This window comes from Streptomyces sp. KPB2 (assembly GCF_003950055.1).
Classification (GTDB): Bacteria; Actinomycetota; Actinomycetes; order Streptomycetales; family Streptomycetaceae; genus Streptomyces; species Streptomyces salinarius.
On record NZ_CP034353.1, the window covers coordinates 1,874,126 to 1,898,089 of the forward strand.

Here is a 23,964-nt window from a genome sequence, read left to right on the forward strand (position 1 = left end):
GCCCCGCCGCGGTGTCAGACGGGCACGGACGGCGTCATCGACAGGCCCGGCTCGCCGCTCTGCCGGGCGACGCGCAGCGAACCGTCCCGGCCGAGCACCGCGAGCACGACGCGACCGAGCGCGTCGACGGCCAGTGCCGGGGCGGTCTCGCTGTGCTCGCCGGTCTGCGACCACCACACACCGGACTGTTCGTTCTCCGTACCGCAAGCGGCCAGCATGACCTCTCCGGCGACGTCGCGGTGGGCCAACACCGTGCAGTCGTAACCGTCGAGCACCACACGCACCACGGCGACGGGCTCCGCGGCCGGCGCACCGCCGAGCGGTATCGGCCAGCCCCCGAGGCGATGCGCGACGACGCCGCCCGCTCCCGGATCGATCCAGTAGTACGTCGCGCGGTCCGGCGCGGTCTCGATCACCGAGGCGGTTCCGGGCGCCGTCCGGACGGGCATCGTCAGCTCCCGACGAAGCTCGCCGTCGGGTTCGTGCTGACGCCACCACATGACGCTGTTCTCGCCGCCGGCCAGCAGCTCGACCCGTCCGGACGTGTGGGCGAGGGCGGCGAGCCCGTCATGCACCCCGCTGCCCCTGAGGTCGTGCCACCGCTCCCACTTCCCGCCCGGCGCCTCCCTGCGCAGCATCACCCCGCCGCCCGCGTTGCGCACCAGGACGTACACCCGGCCCGAGGCGCTGACAGCGGCCGTAGGCACCCCGAGACGGGCCGCCTTCTGCGGGTCCGTGTGCGGATTGCCCAGCGATCGCCACTCGGTGACCGGACGTCCGCTCTGGTACTGGATGGCGTGTACGAGGTCGGTGGCGGGCGGCCCGTCCGGTTGACGGATCTCGCGCCGGCCGAGGAAATGCACGTACGTGTCGGCGCCCTGAGTCACCGATAGGTGTGTCAGGTGCGGCACGGGGAAGAAGTCCGGACCCGCCCACGCGGGCCCGCCCGGCCTCGTCTCGGTCCACCGCAGCAGACCGTCGTCGGTGCGCGCGTAGGCGGTCAGCCGGCCGTCCTTGCCGAGTACGAGCCACCGGCCGTTCATGGTGCGCCGTGCACCGTACCGCTCGGCCGGCGGCTGTTCGGCCCCGGAGAGTGCTCTGCCCCGGGCTGCGCCGCGCCCGGATCTGGTACGCATGACGAGACCTGCCCCTTCCGTACTCTCGGCGCGGCCGGTCCGCCTCTCCCGAACCTGCGTACGGGAGACCGAGCGGGCTCATCATAGGATGACCATGTAGTGAACGAAGCATGGAGAGCGTGCGACGGACGGTCCGGGCGCACGGTGTCCCCGTCCTCGCGGTGTGGGCCCCGCCCGCTGCCGCGTCAGACCCCCTCCCACGCCCCCATCGCCAGCCCCGCCTCGTCCCTGCGCCGGCTCAGCAGCAGCTGTCCGCTCGACGGGGACAGGGACGCCGCCACCAGGCGGCCGTCGGCGTCCAGGGTCAGGGAGACGGTCGCGTCGGGGGGCAGGGCGGGGCCCGACTCGGTCCAGGTCGCGCCCATCTCCTCCAGTTCCGAGGGGTACGCCGCGAAGACGACGCGGCCGCTGCCCGTCGCGCGCTGGGCGAGCAGCGTGCAGTCGTGGCCGTCTATGACGGTGCGGACGGCGGACACCGGGCCGGGGCCCGCGGCGGGTGCCAGGGGCACGGACTTCCCGCCGGGGCGCCAGGCGCACAGCTCACCGGTGCCGGCGTCGGTGTAGAACACCGTGGTGTGCTCCGCGGAGGTCGCCAGGGCGCGCAGGGTGCCCGGTTGGACCGCCGCGTCGAGGCGCTCCCCCAGGACCGGTCGCGCGCCCGGCTTCTCCTGGCTCCAGTGCAGGATGCCGCCCTCGACGGGCGCGTACGCCTCGACCAGGCCGGAGTCGGCCGTCACGGCGGTCGGCGCCTCCTGGACGCCGCGGCCCTTCAGGTCCCGCCACGGCTCCCAGCCGCCCTTCTCCTGCTGGGCCACCATGCTCAGGCCGCCGCCCCCGTTGCGGACGAAGACGTGGGCGCGGCCCTGTGCGTCGACCGCGACGGCGGGGGTCCCGGTGCGGTCGCCCTGCTTGTTGGGGTGGCCGGCGGGCTGCCAGTCCAGGGGCGCGAGCAGCGGCCGGAAGTGCGTGGTGTGGACGAGGGTGCAGCGGCCGGCGCCGGTGGGGCGCCAGGCGACCAGATGGGTGTAGCCGTCCGGTCCCCGGCCGACCGCGAGGCCGCCGTCCGGGCGCAGTTCCTGGTCGCCGCCGATGCGGCGCGGGGCCTCCCAGCGCCCGGCCGGGGCGCGTTCGGCACGCCACAGGGCGGCGTCGTTCGACGGGAGGTAGACACTGAGGCGGCCGTCGCGGCCGGTAAGAAGCCAGTCGCCATTCACCGGATCACTCTAAGCGGGGCCGTCGGCTCCGCGTCGGCCGGGTACGGCCGTCACCGTGCCGGCGGGGGTCGGTGACGGAGCCGTGCGAACCTGACGGGATGGAAGACAACGTGCCTCTGCTCGTGATCGTCGACGCCGCGAACGTCGTCGGCTCGGTGCCCGACGGCTGGTGGCGGGACCGGCGTGGGGCGGCGGAGCGGTTGCGGGACCGGCTGGCGGCGGACGGGGTGCCGGGGCGGGCGGGGCCGGTGGAGGTCGTGCTCGTGGTGGAGGGCGCGGCCCGCGGTGTGGAGTCCGTGCCCGGCGTACGGGTCGAGTCCGCGCCCGGCAGCGGGGACGACCACATGGTCGAGCTGGTCGCGCGGGCGGCGGGCGACCGCGCCGTCCTGGTCGTGACGGCCGACCGCGAACTGCGCCGCCGGGTGACGGAGCTGGGGGCGGAGGTGGCGGGGCCGCGGACGGTGCGGCCGGGGTGAGACCCGGCCGCGGACGGCGCCGGGGCCACGCACTCGCGTGAGTGCGTGGCCCCGGACCGGTGAGCCGACGGGCTACGGGCCGTTCGGGGCGGACGGCTTCGCCGGGGCCTCCTCGCCGCGGCCCAGGCGGCTGTGGGTGCGGCCGTAGAGGAAGTACACGACGAAGCCGATCGCCATCCAGATGCCGAACCGGACCCAGGTCTCGGCCGGCAGGTTCAGCATCAGCCACAGCGACGCGGCCACGGAGACGATGGGCAGCAGCGGGACCAGCGGGGTGCGGAAGGCGCGGGGCAGGTCGGGCCGGGTCCTGCGCAGGATGATGACGCTGATCGCGACGACCACGAAGGCGAAGAGCGTGCCGATGTTCACCAGCTCGGCCAGCTCGCTGAGGCTGGTGAAGCCGGCGACGATCGCGATGACGACGCCGAGCAGGATGGTCGGCCGGTAGGGGGTGCGGAACTTCGGGTGGACGTGGGAGAAGAAGCGCGGCAGCAGTCCGTCGCGGCTCATCGCGAAGAAGACCCGGCTCTGGCCGAGGAGCAGGATCATGCAGACCGTGGTCAGGCCGACCGCGGCGCCGAAGCTGATGACGCCCGAGAAGAAGGGATGCCCGGTGGCCTTGAAGGCGTCGGCCAGCGGGGCGTCCACCGAGAGCTCGGTGTAGTGCTGCATGCCGGTGACGACGATCGAGACGCCGACGTACAGGAGGGTGCAGATGATCAGGGAGCCGAGGATGCCGCGCGGCATGTCGCGCTGCGGGTTCCTAGTCTCCTCGGCGGCGGTGGCGACGATGTCGAAGCCGATGAAGGCGAAGAAGACGACCGAGGCGGCCGTGAAGATGCCCATCACGCCGAAGTTGGACGGCGCCCAGCCGAACATCAGCTGGATGAGGGGCGAGTGCAGTCCCCCGCCCGCCTCGACGGGCTGCGACTCGGGGATGAAGGGGTCGTAGTTGGCGCCCTTGACGAAGAAGGCCCCGGCGATGATCACGATGAGGACGACGGCCACCTTGATGGCGACGACGAGCGAGGTGATGCGTGCCGACAGCTTCATGCCGAGCACGAGGATGGCGGTGAGCACCAGCACCAGCGCGGCGGCGAGGATGTCGAAGCCGAAGCCCTCGGCGCCGTCCCGGCCGCCCAGCTCGGCGGGCATGTGCCAGCCCGCGTTGTCCATCAGTGAGCGGATGTAGCCCGACCAGCCGACGGCCACCACCGCCGTGCCGAGCGCGAACTCCAGGACCAGGTCCCAGCCGATGATCCAGGCGGGCAGCTCGCCCAGGGAGGCGTAGGAGAAGGTGTACGCGGAGCCGGCCACGGGGACGGTGGAGGCGAACTCGGCGTAGCACAGCGCGGCGAGCGCGCAGACGACGCCGGCGACGACGAACGCCAGGGCCGTGGCGGGGCCGGCGTTGTTCTTGGCGACGGTGCCGGTCAGTACGAAGATGCCGGTGCCGATGACGACGCCGATACCGAAGACGGTCAGGTCCAGCGCCGACAGGGATTTCTTGAGCGCGTGCTCCGGTTCCTCCGTGTCCTGGATGGACTGCTCGATCTTCTTGGTCCTGAAGAGGGTGTTGCTCACGGGGACCTCCCACGCTTGTCGTCCTCGACATGATCGAGAGGGGGCGTACTGCGTATGCCCCGGCGTGGGCGATTTCACGCGGATGGGCCGGTTGCACCACTGCAACGAGTGGTGCGACCGGCCCATCCGCGTGAACTGCGCGAGCGCGTCAGTCGCGCGCGGCCTCCACCTGGTCCACGGCGGCGCCCGTACGGTCGTACCGGCCGTCGAGCTTGGCGACCAGGCCGGTGACCTGGCGCGCGATGTCGGGCGCGGTGAGCCCGATCTCGGCCAGCACCTCGGCGCGGGAGGCGTGGTCGAGGAAGCGCGGCGGGATGCCGAAGTCGCGCAGCGGCACGTCGACGCCGGCGTCGCGCAGGGCCTGGGCGACGGCGGAGCCGACGCCGCCGACGCGGGAGTTGTCCTCGACGGTGACGACCACGCGGTGACGCTCGGCGAGCGGGGCCATGGCCTCGTCGACGGGCTTGACCCAGCGGGGGTCGACGACGGTGGTGGAGATGCCCTGCTTGTCCAGCAGGTCGGCGACCTCCAGGCACATCGGCGCGAGGGCGCCGACCGAGACCAGGAGCACGTCGGGCGTGTCGGTGCCGGGGGCGCGCAGGACGTCCATGCCGCCGACGCGGCCGACGGCGGGTACGGCCGGGCCGACGGCGCCCTTGGAGAAGCGGACCACGGTCGGCGCGTCGTCCACCGCGACGGCCTCGCGGAGCTGGGCGCGGACCTGGTCGGCGTCGCGCGGGGCGGCCAGGCGCAGGCCGGGGACGACCTGGAGGATCGACATGTCCCACATGCCGTTGTGGGAGGCGCCGTCGGTGCCGGTGACGCCGGCCCGGTCCAGGACGAAGGTCACGCCGCACTTGTGCAGGGCGACGTCCATGAGGACCTGGTCGAAGGCGCGGTTGAGGAAGGTGGCGTAGACGGCGAAGACCGGGTGGACGCCGCCGTGGGCGAGGCCGGCCGCGGAGACCGCGCCGTGCTGCTCGGCGATGCCGACGTCGTAGACGCGGTCGGGGAAGGCCTTGGCGAACTTGTCGAGGCCGACCGGCTGGAGCATGGCGGCCGTGATGGCGACCACGTCCTCGCGCTCCTTGCCGAGTTCGAGCATCTCGTCGCCGAAGACGGACGTCCAGTCGGCGCCGGAGGTGGAGATGGGCAGGCCGGTGTCGGGGTGGATCTTGCCGACGGCGTGGAAGCGGTCGGCCTCGTCCTGGAGGGCGGGCTGGTAGCCGCGGCCCTTTTCGGTGAGGCAGTGCACGATGACCGGGCCGCCGAAGCGTTTGGCGCGGGTGAGGGCGGACTCCAGGGCCTCCAGGTCGTGGCCGTCGATCGGGCCGACGTACTTGAGGCCGAGGTCCTCGAACATGCCCTGCGGGGCGATGAAGTCCTTCAGGCCCTTCTTGGCGCCGTGCAGGGTGTCGTAGAGGGGGCGCCCGACGACGGGGGTGCGCTCCAGGACCTCCTTGGTGCGGGCCAGGAACCGCTCGTAGCCGTCGGTGGTGCGCAGGGTCGCCAGGTGGTTGGCGAGGCCGCCGATGGTGGGGGCGTAGGAGCGCTCGTTGTCGTTGACGACGATGACCAGGGGGCGGTCCTTGGCGGCGGCGATGTTGTTCAGCGCCTCCCAGGCCATGCCGCCGGTGAGGGCGCCGTCGCCGATGACGGCGACGACGTGGTCGTCGCGGTCGAGGACCTGGTTGGCCTTGGCGATGCCGTCGGCCCAGCCGAGGACGGTGGAGGCGTGGCTGTTCTCGATCACGTCGTGCTCGGACTCGGCCTGCGAGGGGTAGCCGGACAGGCCGCCCTTCATCTTGAGCTTCGAGAAGTCCTGGCGGCCGGTGAGCAGCTTGTGCACGTAGGACTGGTGGCCGGTGTCCCAGAGCACCTTGTCCTTCGGCGATTCGAAGACGCGGTGCAGGGCGAGGGTGAGTTCCACCACGCCGAGGTTGGGGCCGAGGTGGCCGCCGGTCTTGGAGACGGCGTCGACGAGGAAGGTACGGATCTCCTCGGCCAGCCGAGTCAGCTCTTCCAGGCTGAGCCGGTCCAGATCGCGCGGTCCCGTGATGCGGGTCAGCAGCGGCACCCGTGCCTCCTTGCAGTAGAGCTGTTGCCGGGCTCGTCGAGTCTAATGTTCCGCTCCGGCGGAACGTGTCCGGGCGGTGCGTCGTACGTCACGCGTTCGGCCTTACCCAGGGGCGGCCCGTTCTACGTCTTCCCGGTCCGCGTCCTCCCCGTTCGCGCCCTCGCGTGTCCCCGGACGTGTCCTCGCGTCTTCCCCCTCCGCACCGTCGGGCACGTCGCCGTCCGGCTTGGGGACACCTTTACCCGGGTGGTCCAGTACCCCGGGCGCGCGGTGTCCAGGCCCGGTGACGTCCGATCCGGCGAATTGGTCTAGTCCCATTCTGGTCCAGACCATTGCGGCCCCCGGTGCTCCGGCGATATCCCCGTACCCGGCAACACCCCAGCACAGCACGGGAATCGACGTTCCACCCCACACACACCGGGACTGACATGAGACGCATGCGTTCCATCCGGGCGGCCCTCACCGCGGCCGCCACCACCGTGGCCGCGGTGGGCCTCGCGCTGACCGGCACCGGCGCGGCCCAGGCGGCGACCCCGCTGCCGGACCGGGTCTTCGCGCCGTACTTCGAGGCCTGGACCGGCGAGAGCCCGGCCGCGCTGTCCGCCCAGTCGGGTGCCAAGCACCTGACGATGGCCTTCCTCCAGACGGCGACCGCGGGCTCCTGCACGCCGTACTGGAACGGCGACACCTCGATGCCGATCGCCCAGTCGACCTTCGGCGCCGACTTCGACACCATCCAGGCGAACGGCGGGGACGTCATCCCCTCGTTCGGCGGCTACACGGCCGACACCACCGGCACCGAGATCGCCGACAGCTGCACCGACGTCCAGCAGATCGCCGCGGCCTACGAGAAGGTCATCACGACCTACGACGTCACCCGGCTCGACATGGACATCGAGATCGACGCGCTGGACAACACCGCGGGCATCGACCGCCGCAACAAGGCGATCAAGCTGGTCCAGGACTGGGCCGCCGCGAACGGCCGGGACATCGAGATCTCCTACACGCTGCCCACGACCACCCACGGCCTGGCGAGCAACGGCGTCGCCCTGCTCGAGAACGCCGTCAAGAACGGCACCAAGGTCGACGTCGTGAACCTCATGACGTTCGACTACTACGACAACCAGCCGCACGACATGGCCAAGGACACCCAGACCGCCACCCAGGGCCTGCACGACGTACTGGCCCGGCTCCACCCGGACAAGTCCTCCGCCGACCTGTGGCACATGATCGGCGTCATCGAGATGATCGGCGTCGACGACTTCGGACCGGCGGAGACCTTCACCCTGGACAACGCCCGCACGGTCTACGACTGGGCCCTGAAGCAGGGCATCAACACGCTCTCCTTCTGGGCGCTGCAACGGGACAACGGCAGCTGCGCGGGCGGCGGCGCGGCCGACAACTGCTCGGGCATCCAGCAGAACACCTGGGACTTCTCGCACATCTTCGCGCCCTTCACCAGCGGCAGCACCGCCCCGGAGAACGACTTCTCCCTCTCCGCCACCCCGGCCTCGGGCACGGTGACCGCGGGTGCCTCGGCCACCACCACCGTGAAGACCGCGGTGAAGTCCGGCGAGGCGGAGGCGGTGCGGTTCAGCGCGAGCGGGGTCCCGGCCGGCGTCACCGCGTCCTTCAGCCCGGCCTCGGTCACCGCGGGCGGGCAGTCGACGCTGACCCTCGCCACCACCGACCGGGCGGTCTCGGGGACCTACTCCGTCACCGTCACCGGCACCAGTCCGTCGGGCAGCCACAGCACCACGTACTCGCTGACCGTCACCGGCGGCAACGGAAACCAGTGCACTGCCGCCCCGTGGGACTCGGGCGCGATCTACACCGGCGGACAGCAGGTCTCCCACGAGGGGCACACCTGGAAGGCCAAGTGGTGGACGACCGGCGAGGAGCCCGGGACCACCGGCCAGTGGGGCGTCTGGCAGGACCTCGGCGCCTGCTGACGACGCGCGGGGTCCACTGACGCGACACAGCGGTCCGCCCGCCGGCCCAGGGCTCAGCTGGGCGGGCGGGCGGACCGTCGTCGGCCGTGCGGGACGCTATGCGCGGCCGGCCGTCTTCTGCGTCTTGCGGGTGATCGCGTCGATGACGACGGTCGCCAGCAGCACGCCGCCGGTGATCATGTACTGGACCGGCGAGCCGACGCCCTCCAGGGCGAGGCCGTACTGGATCGAGACGATGACCATCACACCGAGCAGCGCGTCCCAGGTGCGGCCGCGGCCGCCGAAGAGGGACGTGCCGCCGATCACGGCCGCGGCGATGACGTTCATCAGGAACTCACCGGTGCCGGCGCCCTGGTTGGCGGCGGCGATCTTCGAGGCCACGAAGAGGCCGCCCAGCGCGGCGAAGCCACCGGCGATCGCGAAGACCGAGATCCGGACCAGCTCCACGTTGATACCCGCACGGCGGGACGCCTCGACGCTGCCGCCGAGCGCGAATATCTTGCGACCGTAGGCGGTGCGGCGCAGGACGAAGTCCGTGAGCAGCAGGAACGCCAGGAAGATCACCACGGCCAGCGGCAGGCCCTTGTACTGGTTGAAGACGATCGCCACGACGAAGGCCAGGATCGCCAGCAGCACCGTGCGCACGATGATCTCGTTCAGCGGCCGGGACGGCACCCCGGCGGCCTCGCGGCGACGGTTGTCGAAGAACGCGGTGAGGAAGTACCCCGCGGTCACGACGACCGCCAGGCCGTAGGCGGCGGCCACGTCGCTGAAGAAGTAGCTGGTCATCTTCACGACCACACCCTCGGAGTCGAGGTTGATCGTGCCGTTGCTGCCCAGGATCTGCAGCATGAAGCCCTGCCAGAACAGCAGTCCGGCCAGCGTCACGGCGAACGCCGGCACGCCGATGCGAGCGAAGACGAAGCCGTGGATGGCGCCGGCGACGGTGCCCGTGAGGACGGACAGCAGCAGCGCGAGCCACTCGTTCATCCCGTGCGTGACGCTCAGCACCGCGAAGGTGGCGCCCGCGACACCGCTGACCGAGCCGACCGACAGGTCGATCTCGCCGAGCAGCAGGACGAAGACGATACCGACGGCGATCATGCCGGTGCCGACCATGGCGACCGACATGTCGGAGATGTTGCCGGCGGTGAGGAAGTTGGAGTTCAGGCTGGTGAAGATGGCCCAGATGATCAGCAGTCCGACGACCACCGGGATGGACCCGAGGTCACCGGCCTTCATCTTCCGCTTGAACTCGCCGATGTAGCCCGCGAAGCCCTGCTCGCGCACCAGCAGCCGCGGGTCGACCGCGGTGGCCGCGCCGGCGGCCGCGGCGGGGTTCTCGACCGCCTGGTCCTCGGCGGGAGTGGAGGTCTTGTCGATGCTCACTTCTTGATCTCCCCATTGGTGCGCGCCGCACGACGGGTCACGGCGTTCTCCGTGGCGCCCGTGATGGCGGAGATGATCTCTTCCTGCGAGGTCGACTTGACCTCGAAGACGCCGTTGTTGCGCCCGAGGCGCAGGACGGCGACCTTGTCGGCGACCGCCTTGACGTCGGCCATGTTGTGGCTGATGAGGATGACGGCGTGGCCGCGCTCGCGCAGCCGCTCCACGAGGTCGAGGACCTGGGCGGTCTGCTCGACGCCGAGGGCGGCGGTGGGCTCGTCGAGGATGACCAGCTTGGGCTCGCCGAGCATGGACCGGGCGATCGCCACCACCTGGCGCTGACCGCCGGAGAGCGAGGCGATCGGGATGCGGACGCTCGGGATGCGGATGGACAGCGTGTCGAGGAGCTCGCGGGAGCGGCGCTCCATCTCCACCTCGTCCAGGACGCCGCGCCTGCGGATCTCCCGGCCCAGGTAGAGGTTGCCGACGACGTCGATGTTGTCGCACAGCGCGAGGTCCTGGTAGACGGTCGCGATGCCGAGGTTCTGGGCGTCGTGCGGCTTGTTGATCGAGACGGCCCTGCCGTCCCACTCGATGGCGCCCTCATCGATGGGGTGCACGCCGGCGATCGTCTTGACCAGCGTGGACTTTCCGGCTCCGTTGTCGCCCACCAGGGCGACCACCTCACCGGCGTGGACCTCAAGCTCTACGTCGGTGAGCGCCTGGACGGCACCGAATCGCTTGGAGACCCCGCGCAACGCCAGCACGGGCGTAGCGGACACGTGAACCATCTCCTTCGCCGCCTGACCCGGCGGGAGGTTGTACAGAAGTTGGGGGGTTGTTCCGTCCGGCGCCCCGCGTAGCTTGCGGGGCTGATGAGTGCGGGGCGCCGGAGGAGCTGGGGCGGGCGGTCCGGGCCGCTCACGCGGCGCGGGACGCGGGTCCGCTTACTTGAGGCCGATCTTGTCGCAGGCGGCCTTGTACTTGTCCGTGCAGATCTCGTCGATCGTGTAGAAGCCGTCCTTGATGACGGTCTCCTTGATGTTGTCCTTGGTCAGCGAGACGACCGGGACGATGACCGCGGGGACACCCTTGGTGGTGGCGCTGTCGACCTTGTCGTTGGCGATGGAGTCGAGCGACTCGCCCTTGGCCAGCGCGACGGCCATCTCGGCCGCGGTCTCGGCCTCCTTCGGGTAGGACTTGAAGACGCTCATGTACTGCTCACCGGTGACGATGCGCTGCACGCCCGCGAGTTCGGCGTCCTGGCCGGTGACCGGGATGTTCTTGATGCCGGCGCGCTTGAGGGCGGTGATGGAGCCGCCCGCCATGCCGTCGTTGGCGGAGTAGACGCCGTCGATCTTGTCCTTGCCGAGCGCGGAGATGGCCGCCTGCATGTTGGCGTTGGCGTTCTCCGGCTTCCACTCCTTGGTGTCGTACTCGCGGCCGATCTTGACCTTGCCGTCGAGGACGGAGTGGGCGCCTTCCTTGAACTGGGCGGCGTTCGGGTCGGTGGACGAGCCGTTCATCATGACGATCTGGCTGTCCTTGGCCTTGTCGCCCAGCGCCTTGAGGAGCGCCTCGCCCTGCGTCTTGCCGACGGTGACGTTGTCGAACGAGGTGTAGGCGTCGATCGGGCCCTCGGCCAGGCGGTCGAAGGCGACGACCTTGATGCCGGCGTCGTGGGCCTTCTTGACCGAGCCCGCGATGGCCTTGTAGTCCACCGCGTCGATGATCAGCACGTCGACCTTGTTGGTCACCATCGTGTCGACCTGCTGGTTCTGCAGGCTCGCGTCCTGCTTGGCGTTGGCGTAGACGACCTCGCCCTTGTTGTTCGTGAGCTCCTTGACCTTCTTCTCGATCATGGGCTTGTCGAACTTCTCGTAGCGAGCGGTCTGGTTCTCCGGAAGGAGGAGCCCGACCTTGATGTCGTCGCCCTTCTTGGCCGCCGAGTCCGACGAGTCGCTGCCGCCGTCGGCCTCCTTGGCGCTGCCACAGGCGGCGAGCGAGACGGCCATCGCGGTGGTGGCAACGGCAACGGCGGCACGACGCATACGCGTGTTCACTTCACAAACCTCCCTGACGAGGCCGCGTCGTTGCGGCCGAGGTGGCTGGAAGTCAACTCGGCCACACGTGCGACGTCAAGAAGTAAATCCTTAACGAGATGACAACGGTGCCATCCGTGCTCTAAGTGAAGGCAGGCGTGGCCGTCGGCAGGGCGCCGGTCGCAGATCCGTCCAAAAGGGTCGAATCACCCATCTCGCTCAGCGCCAGGGCGAGCGCCCCGAGCACCTCCGCACGGCCCCCAAGAGCCCCCGGAAGTACGGAGAGTTGACGCGCCGCGCTGGGGATGGCGTAGCGCCCGACGGACTCCCTTATCGGCCCGAGCACCAGCTCGCCTGCCTCGGCGAGATCGCCGCCGAGGACGACCCGGCTCGGGTTGAGCAGGTTGCAGAGGTTGGCGACTCCACTGCCGATGTGGCGGCCGACGTCGGCGATCACCCGACGGCAACCCGGGTCACCGTCCCGGGCCAGCCGCACCACGCCCTCCATCGTCAGATCGGTGCCGTGGCTGGGCTGGAGGAGCGGAAGCACATAGCGTGCTGCCGCGAAGGTCTCCAGGCAACCCCGGTTTCCGCACCGGCAGACGGGACCGGCCTCGTCGAGGGTGATGTGCCCGATTTCGCCCGCCGTGCCGCCGGGGCCGCGATAGATCTTCCCGTTGATCACCAGACCGGCGCCGACGCCGCTGGCGACCTTGATGTAGGCCAGGTCCCGCACGCCCCGCCCGCTGCCCCAGACGAGCTCGCCCAGGGCGCCGAGGTTGGCGTCGTTGTCCACGTGCACCGGCACGCCGAGCCGCCCCCGCAGCTCCTCGGCGGGCCGGGTGCCGCCCCAGCCGGGCAGGATGGCGGTCGAGCCCAGCGTGCCGGACTCGACGTCGATCGGCCCGGGCACGCCGAGGCCCACTCCGGCGATCTTGGAGCGGTCCACGCCGGTGGCCGCGATCAACCGGCTGACCAGCTGTTCCGCCCGGTCGAAGCCCTGGGCCGCGGACGCGTCGACGTCCAGGGGCTCGGACTCCTCGGCGAGCACCTGGTGGGCGAGGTTGCCGACGGCGACCCGCAGGTGGGTGTGGCCGAAATCCACGCCGATGACGATGCCGGCGTCGCCGCTCAGCGAGACGCTGCGGGCCCGCCGGCCACCCGCCGAGGTGGGCGTGACCTCGACCGTCCCGCCTTCCTTCAGTTCCCGGACGATGTTAGAGACCGTGGCCGCGGACAGCCCCGTCGTCCTCGCGATCTCCGCCTGCGTGAGCGAACCAGCGAGCCGTACCGCTCGTACGACCCGTTCCAGGTTGGCTCGGTGCAGCGACGACTGCGACCCGGGAGTCTCCATTGACTCTCACCCTCATCCCTGGGTCCGCGTCACCCTGTGTGATGCGGACCTTGTACAAGTTATGAACCCCAAACTCCGCTGAATCGCCCAGTGACGTCAAGCCCTTGATAGAAATCGGTTCCAGCCCGTGTCCACGGCCGACTGTCGGTGGTACGCCACAGGGGTCCGGTCCCGGAGAACTGTCTCTCCGGGACCGGACCCCTGCGTACGGCGGGTGGAGCGGCGGTGGACGTCAGCGGAAGGTGCCTTGCGACACCGAACCGGCGATCCGCCGCTGGAAGAGGCAGTACACGAGCAGTACGGGCACCACCGTGACCACGATCGCCGCGAACAGCGCGCCGTAGTCGATGTCGTAGACCTGCGAGGACGCGTAGGCGGCCATGCCCTGGGTGAGGACCCACTTGTCCTGGTCGGTGTTGAGCGCCACCGGCAGCAGGAACTGGTTCCACAGGCCCAGGAAGTTGAAGATCGCCACCGCCGCCATGCCCGGACGGGCCATCGGCAGCATCACCTGGAAGAACGCCCGCCAGTCCCCGGCACCATCGATCAGTGCGGCCTCGTACACGTCGTGCGGCAGCGACCGGAAGAACGAATAGAGGAAGAACATCGTGAACGGCAGCGCGAACGCGACATAGGTGAGGATCAGTCCGGGTCGCGTGTTCAGCAGCCCGAAGTTCTGCAACTGGAAGAAGAGCGGAACGATCGCCAGGAAGACCGGGAAAGTCAGGCCGGCGAGCATCACGTAGTAGATCAGCCGGCGTCCGGGGAACTCGAACCGGGCGAGAACGTAGGCGCACATCGCGCCGAGCAGCATCACCAGGATCAGTGCCGAGACCACGACGATCACGGAATTCAGGAAGTACTTTCCGATGTTCGCGTCGGTCCACGCGTTCGCGTAGTTCTCGAAGCGCCAGTGATCCGGCAGCGAGAACGGCGACGAAAGGATCTCGCCGGTCGATTTGAACGACGACATCAGCACCCACAGCATGGGCACGATCACGATCACGGACCACAGGATCAGCAGGGCGTGCGAGATCGCCGCGAATCTGCGGTCGCTGCTCGCGGCGGCCCTCGTCAGCTTGCGGTCGCTCGCCGGTTTCCGGTCACTGGCCGGCTTCCGGTCGGCGGCGATGACGCTCACCGGGCACCTCCCTTGGCTGCGGCACGCCGAGCCGTGGACCCAGGTGCTTTCCTCTTGCTCTCGCCCTCGCCGCCGCCCGTGAGGCGGTTGACGAGGAACACCAGCGCCGCGAACACCAGGGTGACGACGGCGAGGACGACGCCCATCGCGGTGGCGTACCCGAACTGCTGCTTGGCGAAAGCGACGTTGAACAGACGCTGGCTGATGGTCAGGGTCGAGTTGTCCGGGCCGCCGTTGGGCACCATCGCCTGGACGTAGACGAACGCGTCCAGGGCGGCGATGCCCAGATAGATGTACGCCGTCTGCACGCTGTCCCGGATCGCCGGCAGGGTGATCGAGATCGTGGTGCGGAACCGGCCGGCCCCGTCGATCTTCGCCGCCTCGTACAGCTCGCCGGGAACGCCCTTGATCGCGGCGATGAAGAGCACCGCGTAGAAGCCGACGAGCCCCCAGATGATCACGAACATCACGGCCGGCATCGCGGTCGCCTTCTCGCCCAGCCACGCGAACGCGTCGAAGTGGTCGAGGCCGAGGCCGGTGAGGACGCCGTTGAGCAGGCCGGCGTTCGGGTCGTACATCTGCGCCCAGATCAGACCGACGATGATCGCCGGCACGACATAGGGGAAGAACGAGACGATCCGGTAGAACGACGCTCCCCGGATTCCTCGGACGGGGCCCTTGCTGGGCCCGCCCAGGGTGATGGCCACGGCGACCCCGAGGGCCAGCGTCAGCGTCACCAGCGGCACGAAGGCCGCGAGGAGTGCGACGTTGCGCAACGCCTTCAGGAAGATGTCGTCCTGGAACATCTTCGTGAAGTTGTCGAAGCCGACGAAGTTGTAGTCCGGACTGAAGCCGCGCCAGTCGGTCATCCCCCAGAAGATCGCCTGGCCGAACGGGATCAGAACGAAGATCACGAAGATGGCCAGCGGTACACCGAGGAACGCGAGGAAGAACGTCACCCGGTCGAACGTGAGCCTGCGGCGCCGTGGCCGCCCGCCGCGAGCGGCCGGCCCGGGCCGGCGGCTCGCGGCGTCGGAGGTGGTGATGTCGTCTTTCATCGCTGTACTAGCTGATCTTGATCTTGTCGATGGAGTCGTCGTCCCGGACCTTGTCGGAGATCTTCTGCAGGGCCGAGGTGAGGCCCTTGCGGTCGAGGTCGCCGGAGAGGAACGAGTTCCACGGCACCAACTGGTCGGTGTTCATGCCGTAGGCTTCGACGAACCTCCTCATGTCGTAGATGTTGTCGCCCGCGGCCTCGAGCATCGTCGTCTGGGAGACGAGGGCGGCCGATCCGAAGCCGTCGGCGGGCACGGTGCCCTTGACCACCGTCGGGGCCAGCTTCGTCTTGGAGAAGTTGGCGGCCGCCTTCTCGGACAGCATCGCCCGCAGCACTTCCTTGCCGCCGGCCGGGTTCTTGCCCTGCTTGGGCACGATGAACGGCTCGCCCGCCGCGGCGTGGAGCGACTCGTAGGGCAGCTTCGGCTTGTCCGTGAGCGTCATCTCCGGGAAGCCGGTCATCTGGAAGTCCTTCTTGGTGGCCTGCTTCATCTCGTTCTCGATCCAGCCACCGGACGGGTAGAGCAGCGCCTTCTGGTCGTTGCTCCAGATCGCCTGTGCCTTCTGGAACTGGGTGCCGGAGCCGCCGGGGACGAACATCTTTTGCTTGATCATGGTCTCCATGACCTTGAGGACGCCCTGGATGGCCGGATGCGACCAGGCGTTCTTCTCGAGATTGCCGAGAGCGAGCCGGACCTCGTCACCGCCCTCCTTGATCGCTGAGGCGAACAGCATCGTCTGGTAGTAGGTCGCGGCTTCCTTGCCGTGGACGAAGAGGTACTTGCCCTTCTTCTTCGCCTTCTGGCCGAGGTCGAGCGCCTCGTCCCAGGTCTTCGGCGGGGTCCAGCTGTTCTCCTCGAAGAGCGTCTTCGAGTACCAGACGCCGTACACCGTCATCACGTACCGGAGCGCGACGAACTTGCCGTTGTACGTTCCGGGGTCCTTGACGCCGGGGTAGACGATGTCGGCGATCTTCTTGCCTTCGTAGGTGTTGGCCTCGAAGAGGTCGTCGAGCTCCTCCAACTGGTCGAGGATGCCGAGGAAGCCGATCTGGTCCTCACCGGAGTTGTCGATGAGGTCCGGCGGGTTGCCGCCGACGAAACGGGGCTGGAGCTGGGGGGCGATGTCGACGACCGGCTCGACCTTGACCTTGAGTCCCTTGATCTGGCTGCCGAGCACCTGGTTGGTGTAGTCGACGTAGTCGGTGCCGTAGCCGCCGTCGAAGATGGCCGCTTCGACCGAGGAGTTCGCGGCGACACCGAACGGGTTGTTGGCGCTCTTCTCGCCCTTCGGGCCGCCGTCGCCGTCGCCGTCCTCGCTGGAGGGAGAGCTGCACGCGACCGCGAACGAGCCCATCGCCGCGGTGGCGATGGCCCCGCGCAGGAGCGTCCGCCTGTCGAGAGAGCGGGCACGAATGGTCATCTCTGCATCCTCACTGATCGGTTGGATCTGTACGGGTGTGCTGCGTGTGCGCCCGCCGTGGCCGGACCGGTCCTGTGCCGGCCGCGCCTGGGGCGTTGTCGCCGTCGTCTCGGAGCCGCGGGGCGGCGCCGATGATCAGCTGAGTGATGCCGACACAACAGTCGCCGGTGTCGGAGCGGCGGTCGCGCTCCGCCTGATCAGATCGCGATGGCCCACGCCGGTGGTGGATCCCATGCTCAAGTCCTCGCCTTCTCCAGGACTCAGGCGGTGAACCGGATCCTCCCCGGCACCGCGTTCGGGTCAAGCTGGGTCGTGCAGGAAATGCGGACGTACAAGGTCGGGTGCGGTGAAGATGCCCCGGAGTGCCGACAGGTATAGTCCACTTCACACCGGCGGAGCAAGATCGAATGCAAGGTTCCCGGTACGTCTTTTCCGAGTTGAGACCTCCCGGAAATATGAGTGCCCTGTGCGTCGCACGACGTAGGAATACCCGCCATAACCCCCGAACGCCACATCCAACACCCTTGACATCACTTGTCACTTGACCCCTACTGGTCCTTGCGCAGTTGAATTGACAACGTTGTCCCCAGCGCTGGGAGGGTGGCCAGGACATGCAGTACAGAGTTCGGCACAGATGGGGTCCGGCGGTCGTGACGGCGACCGCCTTCGCCTTGGCGGTGGGTTCTCAGGGGGCCGCGGTCGCCCTGCCCGGCGCGCCCGCGAAGGCCGACCGGGAGTTCGCGTCGTCCTTCGAGAAGGGCGACCCGGCCCCGGACTGGACCGACACCGTGGACACCGGCGCGGACGGCCGCAAGCGGGCCTCCGGCGTGGACGGCGGGTTCAGCACCGGCATACCGGGCAACGTCACGGAGCACGTCACCGGGGTGCGGGCCAGCGCCGAGAACACGGGCGGCGGGGAGGTCAAGGAGAACCTCGTCGACAACGAGCCGGGCACCAAGTGGCTGACCTTCGCCCCGACCGGCTGGGTCGAGTTCGACCTGGACGCCCCGCAGAAGATCGCCAAGTACGCGCTCACCTCGGCCAACGACCACGACGAACGCGACCCGGTGGACTGGACGCTGAAGGGCTCGTCGGACGGCGAGAACTGGCAGACCGTGGACACCCGCTCCGGGGAGAGCTTCGGCGAGCGCTTCCAGACGAAGACGTACGAGCTGTCCGAAACCGCCGAGTTCCAGCACTTCCGGCTGGAGATCACCAGGAACAACGGCGCCGGCGACGCCCTCCAGCTCGCCGACGTGCAGCTCGCCACCGGCGACACCGAGGTCCCCACCCCCGAGGACATGCTCTCCTCGGTAGACGACGGCCCGGCGGGCTCGCCCACCGCGAAGGCGAACGCCGGCTTCACCGGCACCCACGCGCTGCGCTACGCGGGCCGCCACACGGCGGACGGCCGGGCCTACTCGTACAACAAGGTCTTCGACGTCGACGTCAGGGTCGACCGGCGCACCGAGCTGTCGTACAAGATCTTCCCGTCGATGGCGGACGGCGACCTCGACTACGACGCCACGAACGTCTCGGTCGACCTCGCCTTCACCGACGGCACCTACCTGAGCGACCTCAAGGCCACCGACCAGCACGGGTTCCCGCTGACGCCGCGCGGTCAGGGCGACGCCAAGATCCTCTACGTGAACCAGTGGAACAGCGTCGAGTCGGGCATCGGCACGGTCGCGGCGGGCAAGACCGTCGACCGGATCCTGGTGGCCTACGACTCCCCCAAGGGCCCGGCGAAGTTCCGGGGCTGGCTGGACGACGTGGAGATCAAGCGCGCCGAGCCCGAGCGTCCCAAGGCCCACCTGTCCGACTACGCGCTCACCACCCGCGGCACCAACTCCAGCGGCAGCTTCTCGCGCGGCAACAACTTCCCCGCGACCGCCGTGCCGCACGGCTTCAACTTCTGGACGCCGGTGACCAACGCCGGTTCGCTCAGCTGGCTCTACGAGTACGCGCGCGGCAACAACGACGCCAACCTGCCCACCCTCCAGGCGTTCAGCGCGAGCCACGAGCCGAGCCCCTGGATGGGCGACCGGCAGACCTTCCAGGTGATGCCCTCGGCCGCCTCCGGCACCCCGGACACCGGCCGGGACGCCCGCGAGCTGGCCTTCCGGCACGAGAACGAGACCGCCAGGCCGTACTACTACGGCGTGCGGTTCGAGAACGGCCTCAAGGCCGAGATGACGCCGACCGACCACGCGGCGATGATGCGCTTCACCTACCCCGGTGACGACGCGAGCGTGATCTTCGACAACGTGGAGAACAGCGCCGGTCTGACCCTGGACAAGGAGAACGGCACCTTCTCCGGCTACTCGGACGTCAAGTCCGGACTCTCCACCGGCGCCACCCGCCTCTTCGTGTACGGCGAGTTCGACAGCAGGGTGATCGGCGGCGACTCCAGCGGCGTCAAGGGCCACCTTCGCTTCGACGCCGGCCGGGACCGCACCGTGACGCTGCGCATCGCGACCTCGCTGATCGGCGTGGACCAGGCGAAGGACAACCTGCGCCAGGAGATCCCGAAGCGCGCCTCCTTCGACAAGGTCAAGCGCAACGCCCAGAAGCAGTGGGACCGGATCCTCGGCAAGGTCGAGGTCGAGGGCGCCACCCGGGACCAGCTGACCACGCTGTACTCCAGCCTCTACCGCCTCTACCTGTACCCGAACGCGGGCCACGAGAAGGTCGACGGAAAGTACAAGTACGCCTCCCCGTTCTCCAAGGCGGTCAAGGAGGACACGCCGACCGCGACCGGCTCGAAGATCGTGGACGGCAAGGTCTACGTCAACAACGGCTTCTGGGACACGTACCGGACCACCTGGCCCGCGTACTCCTTCCTCACCCCCTCCCAGGCCGGTGAGCTGGTCGACGGCTTCGTGCAGCACTACAAGGACGGCGGCTGGACCTCGCGCTGGTCCTCCCCCGGCTACGCGGACCTGATGACCGGCACCTCCTCCGACGTGGCCTTCGCCGACGCCTACGTCAAGGGCGTCGACTTCGACGCGAAGGCGGCGTACGACGCGGCCCTGAAGAACGCCACCGTCGTGCCCCCGTCCTCCGGCGTGGGCCGCAAGGGCATGGAGACCTCGCCCTTCCTCGGCTACACCAGCACCGAGACGCACGAGGGCCTGTCGTGGGCGCTGGAGGGCTACCTCAACGACTACGGCATCGCCAAGATGGGCGAGAAGCTCTACAAGGAGACCGGCGAGAAGCACTACAAGGAGGAGTCCGCCTACTTCCTCAACCGGGCCCAGGACTACGTCAACCTCTTCGACGCGAAGGCCGGCTTCTTCCAGGGCAAGGACGCCGAGGGCAACTGGCGCGTGGACTCCGAGAAGTACGACCCGCGCGTGTGGGGCTACGACTACACGGAGACCAACGGCTGGGGCTACGCCTTCACCGCCCCGCAGGACAGCCGGGGCCTCGCCAACCTGTACGGCGGACGCAAGGGCCTCGGGGACAAGCTCGACGAGTACCTGTCGACCCCGGAGACGGCCTCCCCGGAGCTGAAGGGCTCCTACGGCGGGGTCATCCACGAGATGGTCGAGGCGCGCGACGTCCGCATGGGCATGTACGGGCACTCCAACCAGGTCGCCCACCACGCCCTGTACATGTACGACGCGGCCGGGCAGCCGTACAAGACGCAGAAGAACATCCGCGAGGTGCTCCAGCGGCTGTACACCGGCAGCGACATCGGCCAGGGCTACCACGGCGACGAGGACAACGGCGAGCAGTCGGCCTGGTTCCTCTTCTCCTCGCTCGGCTTCTACCCGCTGGTGATGGGCAGCGGCGAGTACGCCGTCGGGTCCCCGCTGTTCACGAAGGCCACGGTGCACCTGGAGAACGGCCGCGAGCTGGTCGTCAAGGCGCCGAAGAACAGCACGAAGAACGTCTACGTGCAGGGCCTGAAGGTCAACGGCAAGCGCTGGAACTCCACTTCGCTCCCCCACTCGCTGCTCGCCAAGGGCGGGGTCCTGGAGTTCGACATGGGCGCCAAGCCCTCCTCGTGGGGCACCGGCGAGAACGCGGCGCCGCCGTCGATCACCAAGGGCGACGAGGTGGCGACGCCGCGCGCCGACGCGATCACGGGTGAGGGTGCCCTGTTCGACAACACCTCGGGGACGGAGGCGAGCGTGACGTCCGTGGACCTGCCCGTGTCCGGCAAGGGCGTCGAGGCGGTCCAGTACACGCTCACCTCGTCGGCCGACCGTGCGCAGGCGCCGACCGGCTGGAAGCTCCAGGGCTCGGCCGACGGCACCACCTGGAAGACGCTGGACGAGCGCTCGGGCGAGTCCTTCGCCTGGGACCGGCAGACGCGGGCGTTCTCGGTGAAGTCGCCGGGCTCGTACGCGAAGTACCGGCTGGTCCTGGACGGCGAGCACACGCTGGCGGAGGTGGAGCTGCTGGCGTAGGCGCGGTCCGCGCGTGACGCGGGGGCGGCGGGTTCGGGCTTCGGCCGGAATCCGCCGCCCGTCCGTGCCGCCCCATTCCCCTGAGCCGGTGCATGCACCAGGATGAGCGGGCGCCGCCGGCGGCCGCCGAGGGCGCGTCACGCATCGTCAGGGGGAACACATGCGGACATCCATCGGCAAACGCGTCACGGGGCTGGTCACGGGCGCACTGCTGGCGGCGGGGGCGCTCTTCGCGACCGCCGCGCCGGCCCAGGCCTACGACCCGGACCCCAGCGTCTCCACGTACTACCGCCAGACGAGCAACTGCCCGTGCAGCGGCGGCACTCTCAGTGACCCGTTCGACGGCACCTACTTCGCGCACGACGCGGGCGGCACGGCCGTCAAGATGGAGCTGAACGACGCGGGCTGGTTCATCGGCAAGGTGGAGTTCCACCCCGACGGCGAGAAGCTGTGGGTGTACGACACCAAGAACGACGGGGACGGGTTCTACGTGGCGATCGGCTACTCGTGGGGCGGTTCGTACCACGACCTGGGTACGTTCTCGGCGCCGGGCACCTCGGCCACCGTGGACATGACGGTCAAGGACTTCAGCATCCCGGACGGCGCGTACGTGGACCTCACGGTCTACGACGGCTCCGGCCGCTCCGACTACATCGCCGCGGCGCGCGGCACCGGCGGGGCGGTCGCCTGACGGCATGGACGACGCCCTCGACCCGGCCTGGCTGCCGGACGCCGCCTTCCGCGCCCTCGGCAGCCGGCGCACGCTGGTGCGCGGGAGCGGACCGCTCGCCGGGACGGTGCGCGGTGAGGTGGCGGCGGCCTGCGAGCGGTTCGGGGGCGCTCTCGTGGACGAGACCGCCGCCCCGGCCGACCTCGTGCTGGAACTGACCGCCGACGGCGGCTCCGAAGGCGGCTCCGAGGGCGTCGGGGAGTTCGGCGACGAGGGCTTCGCATACGCCCGTGCGGACGGCCGGGCCACCGTCACCGCGTCCGGCGGGCGCGGGCTGCTGTACGGCCTGTTCCACGTCGTACGGCTCGGCGAGGCGGCGTTCGCCGGCGACCCGGTCCGCGAGGAGCACCGACCGGCCCTCGCGCTGCGGATGCTGGACCACTGGGACAACGTGGCCGTGCACCCGGTGATGGGCCAGGTCGAGCGGGGCTACGCGGGCGGTTCGCTGTTCTGGTCCGACGGCCGGGCCCGCGACGGCCTGGACCGGGTGCGGGCGTACGGCAGGCTGCTCGCGGCCTGCGGGATCAACGCGGTCTGCGTCAACAACGTCAACGTCCACGAGACGGAGGCGCACCTGCTCACCGACCGGATGGGCGAGGTCGCGGCGATCGCGGGCGCGCTCAGGCCCTACGGCGTGCGCACGCACCTGTCGGTCACCTTCGCCGCCCCGGTCGTCCTCGGCCCGCTGCCCACCGCCGACCCGCTGGACGAGCGGGTGCGCCGCTGGTGGGCCGGGGTGACGGAGCGGGTGTACGAGACGATCCCGGACTTCGGCGGGTACGTGGTGAAGGCCGACTCGGAGGGGCAGCCCGGCCCGTTCGCGTACGGCCGCACCCACGCGGACGGCGCCAATCTGCTGGCCGGCGCGCTCGCCCCGTACGGGGGCACCGTGCACTGGCGGGCGTTCGTCTACGACCACCGGCAGGACTGGCGGGACCGGTCGACGGACCGCGCCCGGGCCGCGTACGACCACTTCGTGCCGCTGGACGGCGAGTTCGCCGCGAACGCGGTGCTCCAGGTCAAACACGGCCCGATGGACTTCCAGGTGCGCGAGCCGGTGTCCCCGCTGATCGGCGCGATGCCGGACACCCGGCTCGCGGTGGAGGTGCAGGCCACGCAGGAGTACACCGGGCAGCAGCGGCACGTGTGCTGGCTGGGCCCGATGTGGAGCGAGGCGCTGCGCTTCCGGCCGGACGGCGAGGTGAGCGTGGGGCGGCTGGCGGACGCCCTGGTGGCGGTGTCCAACGTGGGCGACGACCCGTTCTGGACCGGCCACCCCCTCGCCCAGGCCAATCTGTACACCTTCGGGCGGCTCGCCTGGGACCCGGCGGCGGACCCGGGCGCGGTCCTGGACGAGTGGATCGCGCTGACCCATCCGGGCGCCGGGCGGCGGCTGTCCGAGGGCCTGCACGCCGTCCTCGACGGCTCCTGGGCGACGTACGAGAAGTACACCGCCCCGCTCGGCGTCGGGTTCATGGTGCAGCCCGGGCACCACTACGGGCCGAGCGTGGACGGCTACGAGTACAGCCCCTGGGGCACCTACCACTTCGCCGACCGCGACGGCGTCGGCGTGGACCGCGGCACCGCGACCGGTACGGGGTACGCGGCCCAGTACCCGGACCCCTGGGCGGAGTTGTACGAGTCGCCCGAGACCTGCCCCGACGAACTGCTGCTGTTCTTCCACCACGTGCCCTACGGCCATGTGCTGCACAGCGGGAAGACCGTGATCCAGCACATCTACGACACGCACTTCGAGGGCGTCGCGGAGGCCGAGGAGGCCCGCCGGGTGTGGGCGGGCCTCGCCGACCTGGTGGAGCCCGCCCGGCACGCGCGCGTGGCGGAGCGGTACGAGGAGCAGGTGCGGTCCGCCCGGGAGTGGCGCGACCAGGTCAACAGCTACTTCCTGCGCAAGTCCGGGGTGCCGGACGAGCGGGGGCGGACGATCCACTGAGCCGCGGGACCCACCTCGCCCGCCG

The 23,964-nt window shown here is 69.9% G+C and carries 16 protein-coding genes; 5 read left to right on the top strand and 11 right to left on the bottom strand.

Features of this window, described 5'->3' with window-relative positions; translation table 11 throughout:
- Positions 1-14: 14 nt before the first annotated feature.
- Both D1J63_RS08055 and D1J63_RS08060 read right to left on the bottom strand, forming a co-directional pair.
- Entirely contained in the window at positions 15-1,136 is a 1,122-nt protein-coding gene (locus D1J63_RS08055) for a hypothetical protein (RefSeq protein WP_125628359.1), read from the bottom strand.
- A 185-nt stretch (positions 1,137-1,321) separates the two neighbouring features.
- Positions 1,322-2,350, bottom strand: coding sequence for a hypothetical protein (locus tag D1J63_RS08060; protein ID WP_125628360.1), 1,029 nt, complete (start codon positions 2,348-2,350; stop codon positions 1,322-1,324).
- A gap of 98 nt (positions 2,351-2,448) precedes the next feature.
- Here D1J63_RS08060 and D1J63_RS08065 point away from each other — a divergent pair, with 98 nt between their 5' ends.
- Positions 2,449-2,826 carry an NTP pyrophosphohydrolase gene (locus D1J63_RS08065; protein WP_125628361.1) on the top strand — a complete coding sequence of 126 codons (378 nt, stop codon included), beginning with the start codon at positions 2,449-2,451 and terminating at the stop codon, positions 2,824-2,826.
- A 72-nt stretch (positions 2,827-2,898) separates the two neighbouring features.
- On the opposite strand, the gene D1J63_RS08070 is transcribed toward D1J63_RS08065, so the two are convergent.
- Together D1J63_RS08070 and dxs are read right to left on the bottom strand one after the other, a co-directional pair.
- On the bottom strand, positions 2,899-4,410 hold the full coding sequence (locus tag D1J63_RS08070; RefSeq protein WP_125628362.1) for an amino acid permease: 1,512 nt from the start codon (positions 4,408-4,410) through the stop codon (positions 2,899-2,901).
- A 148-nt stretch (positions 4,411-4,558) separates the two neighbouring features.
- Positions 4,559-6,487, bottom strand: coding sequence for a 1-deoxy-D-xylulose-5-phosphate synthase (gene dxs / locus D1J63_RS08075; RefSeq protein ID WP_125628363.1), 1,929 nt, complete (start codon positions 6,485-6,487; stop codon positions 4,559-4,561).
- A gap of 428 nt (positions 6,488-6,915) precedes the next feature.
- Between dxs and D1J63_RS08085 the strand changes: the two genes are divergently transcribed.
- Entirely contained in the window at positions 6,916-8,439 is a 1,524-nt protein-coding gene (locus D1J63_RS08085; RefSeq protein ID WP_125628364.1) for a glycosyl hydrolase family 18 protein, read from the top strand.
- Positions 8,440-8,535: 96 nt separating this feature from the next.
- Here the strand turns inward: D1J63_RS08085 and D1J63_RS08090 are convergent, their stop codons facing one another.
- The 7 genes from D1J63_RS08090 to ngcE all read right to left on the bottom strand — a co-directional run bounded on the left by D1J63_RS08090 (position 8,536) and on the right by ngcE (position 16,840).
- The gene (locus D1J63_RS08090) at positions 8,536-9,828 is read right to left on the bottom strand and encodes an ABC transporter permease (RefSeq protein WP_102930279.1); all 1,293 of its coding nucleotides are present in this window, start codon (positions 9,826-9,828) and stop codon (positions 8,536-8,538) included.
- A complete protein-coding gene (locus D1J63_RS08095; protein WP_164712763.1) occupies positions 9,825-10,616 on the bottom strand; it encodes an ATP-binding cassette domain-containing protein in 792 nt (263 codons plus the stop codon). The genes D1J63_RS08090 and D1J63_RS08095 overlap by 4 nt, the downstream gene beginning before the upstream one ends.
- A gap of 156 nt (positions 10,617-10,772) precedes the next feature.
- On the bottom strand, positions 10,773-11,876 hold the full coding sequence (locus D1J63_RS08100) for a sugar ABC transporter substrate-binding protein (RefSeq protein WP_164713160.1): 1,104 nt from the start codon (positions 11,874-11,876) through the stop codon (positions 10,773-10,775).
- Between the two features lie 133 nt (positions 11,877-12,009).
- Complete coding sequence (locus tag D1J63_RS08105; protein ID WP_102930282.1) at positions 12,010-13,221, bottom strand: ROK family transcriptional regulator; 1,212 nt, start codon at positions 13,219-13,221, stop codon at positions 12,010-12,012.
- A gap of 232 nt (positions 13,222-13,453) precedes the next feature.
- A complete protein-coding gene (locus D1J63_RS08110) occupies positions 13,454-14,362 on the bottom strand; it encodes a carbohydrate ABC transporter permease (RefSeq protein ID WP_102930283.1) in 909 nt (302 codons plus the stop codon).
- Entirely contained in the window at positions 14,359-15,420 is a 1,062-nt protein-coding gene (locus tag D1J63_RS08115; protein ID WP_125628365.1) for a sugar ABC transporter permease, read from the bottom strand. The genes D1J63_RS08110 and D1J63_RS08115 overlap by 4 nt, the downstream gene beginning before the upstream one ends.
- 7 nt (positions 15,421-15,427) lie before the next feature.
- Positions 15,428-16,840 carry an N-acetylglucosamine/diacetylchitobiose ABC transporter substrate-binding protein gene (gene ngcE, locus D1J63_RS08120; RefSeq protein ID WP_125628366.1) on the bottom strand — a complete coding sequence of 471 codons (1,413 nt, stop codon included), beginning with the start codon at positions 16,838-16,840 and terminating at the stop codon, positions 15,428-15,430.
- A 611-nt stretch (positions 16,841-17,451) separates the two neighbouring features.
- On the opposite strand from ngcE, the gene D1J63_RS08125 reads away from it, so the two are divergent.
- The 3 genes from D1J63_RS08125 to D1J63_RS08135 all read left to right on the top strand — a co-directional run bounded on the left by D1J63_RS08125 (position 17,452) and on the right by D1J63_RS08135 (position 23,939).
- A complete protein-coding gene (locus D1J63_RS08125; protein WP_125628367.1) occupies positions 17,452-21,258 on the top strand; it encodes a GH92 family glycosyl hydrolase in 3,807 nt (1,268 codons plus the stop codon).
- Between the two features lie 160 nt (positions 21,259-21,418).
- Positions 21,419-21,949 carry a hypothetical protein gene (locus tag D1J63_RS08130; RefSeq protein WP_125628368.1) on the top strand — a complete coding sequence of 177 codons (531 nt, stop codon included), beginning with the start codon at positions 21,419-21,421 and terminating at the stop codon, positions 21,947-21,949.
- A gap of 4 nt (positions 21,950-21,953) precedes the next feature.
- On the top strand, positions 21,954-23,939 hold the full coding sequence (locus tag D1J63_RS08135; RefSeq protein WP_125628369.1) for an alpha-glucuronidase: 1,986 nt from the start codon (positions 21,954-21,956) through the stop codon (positions 23,937-23,939).
- The last annotated feature ends 25 nt before the right edge of the window (positions 23,940-23,964 follow it).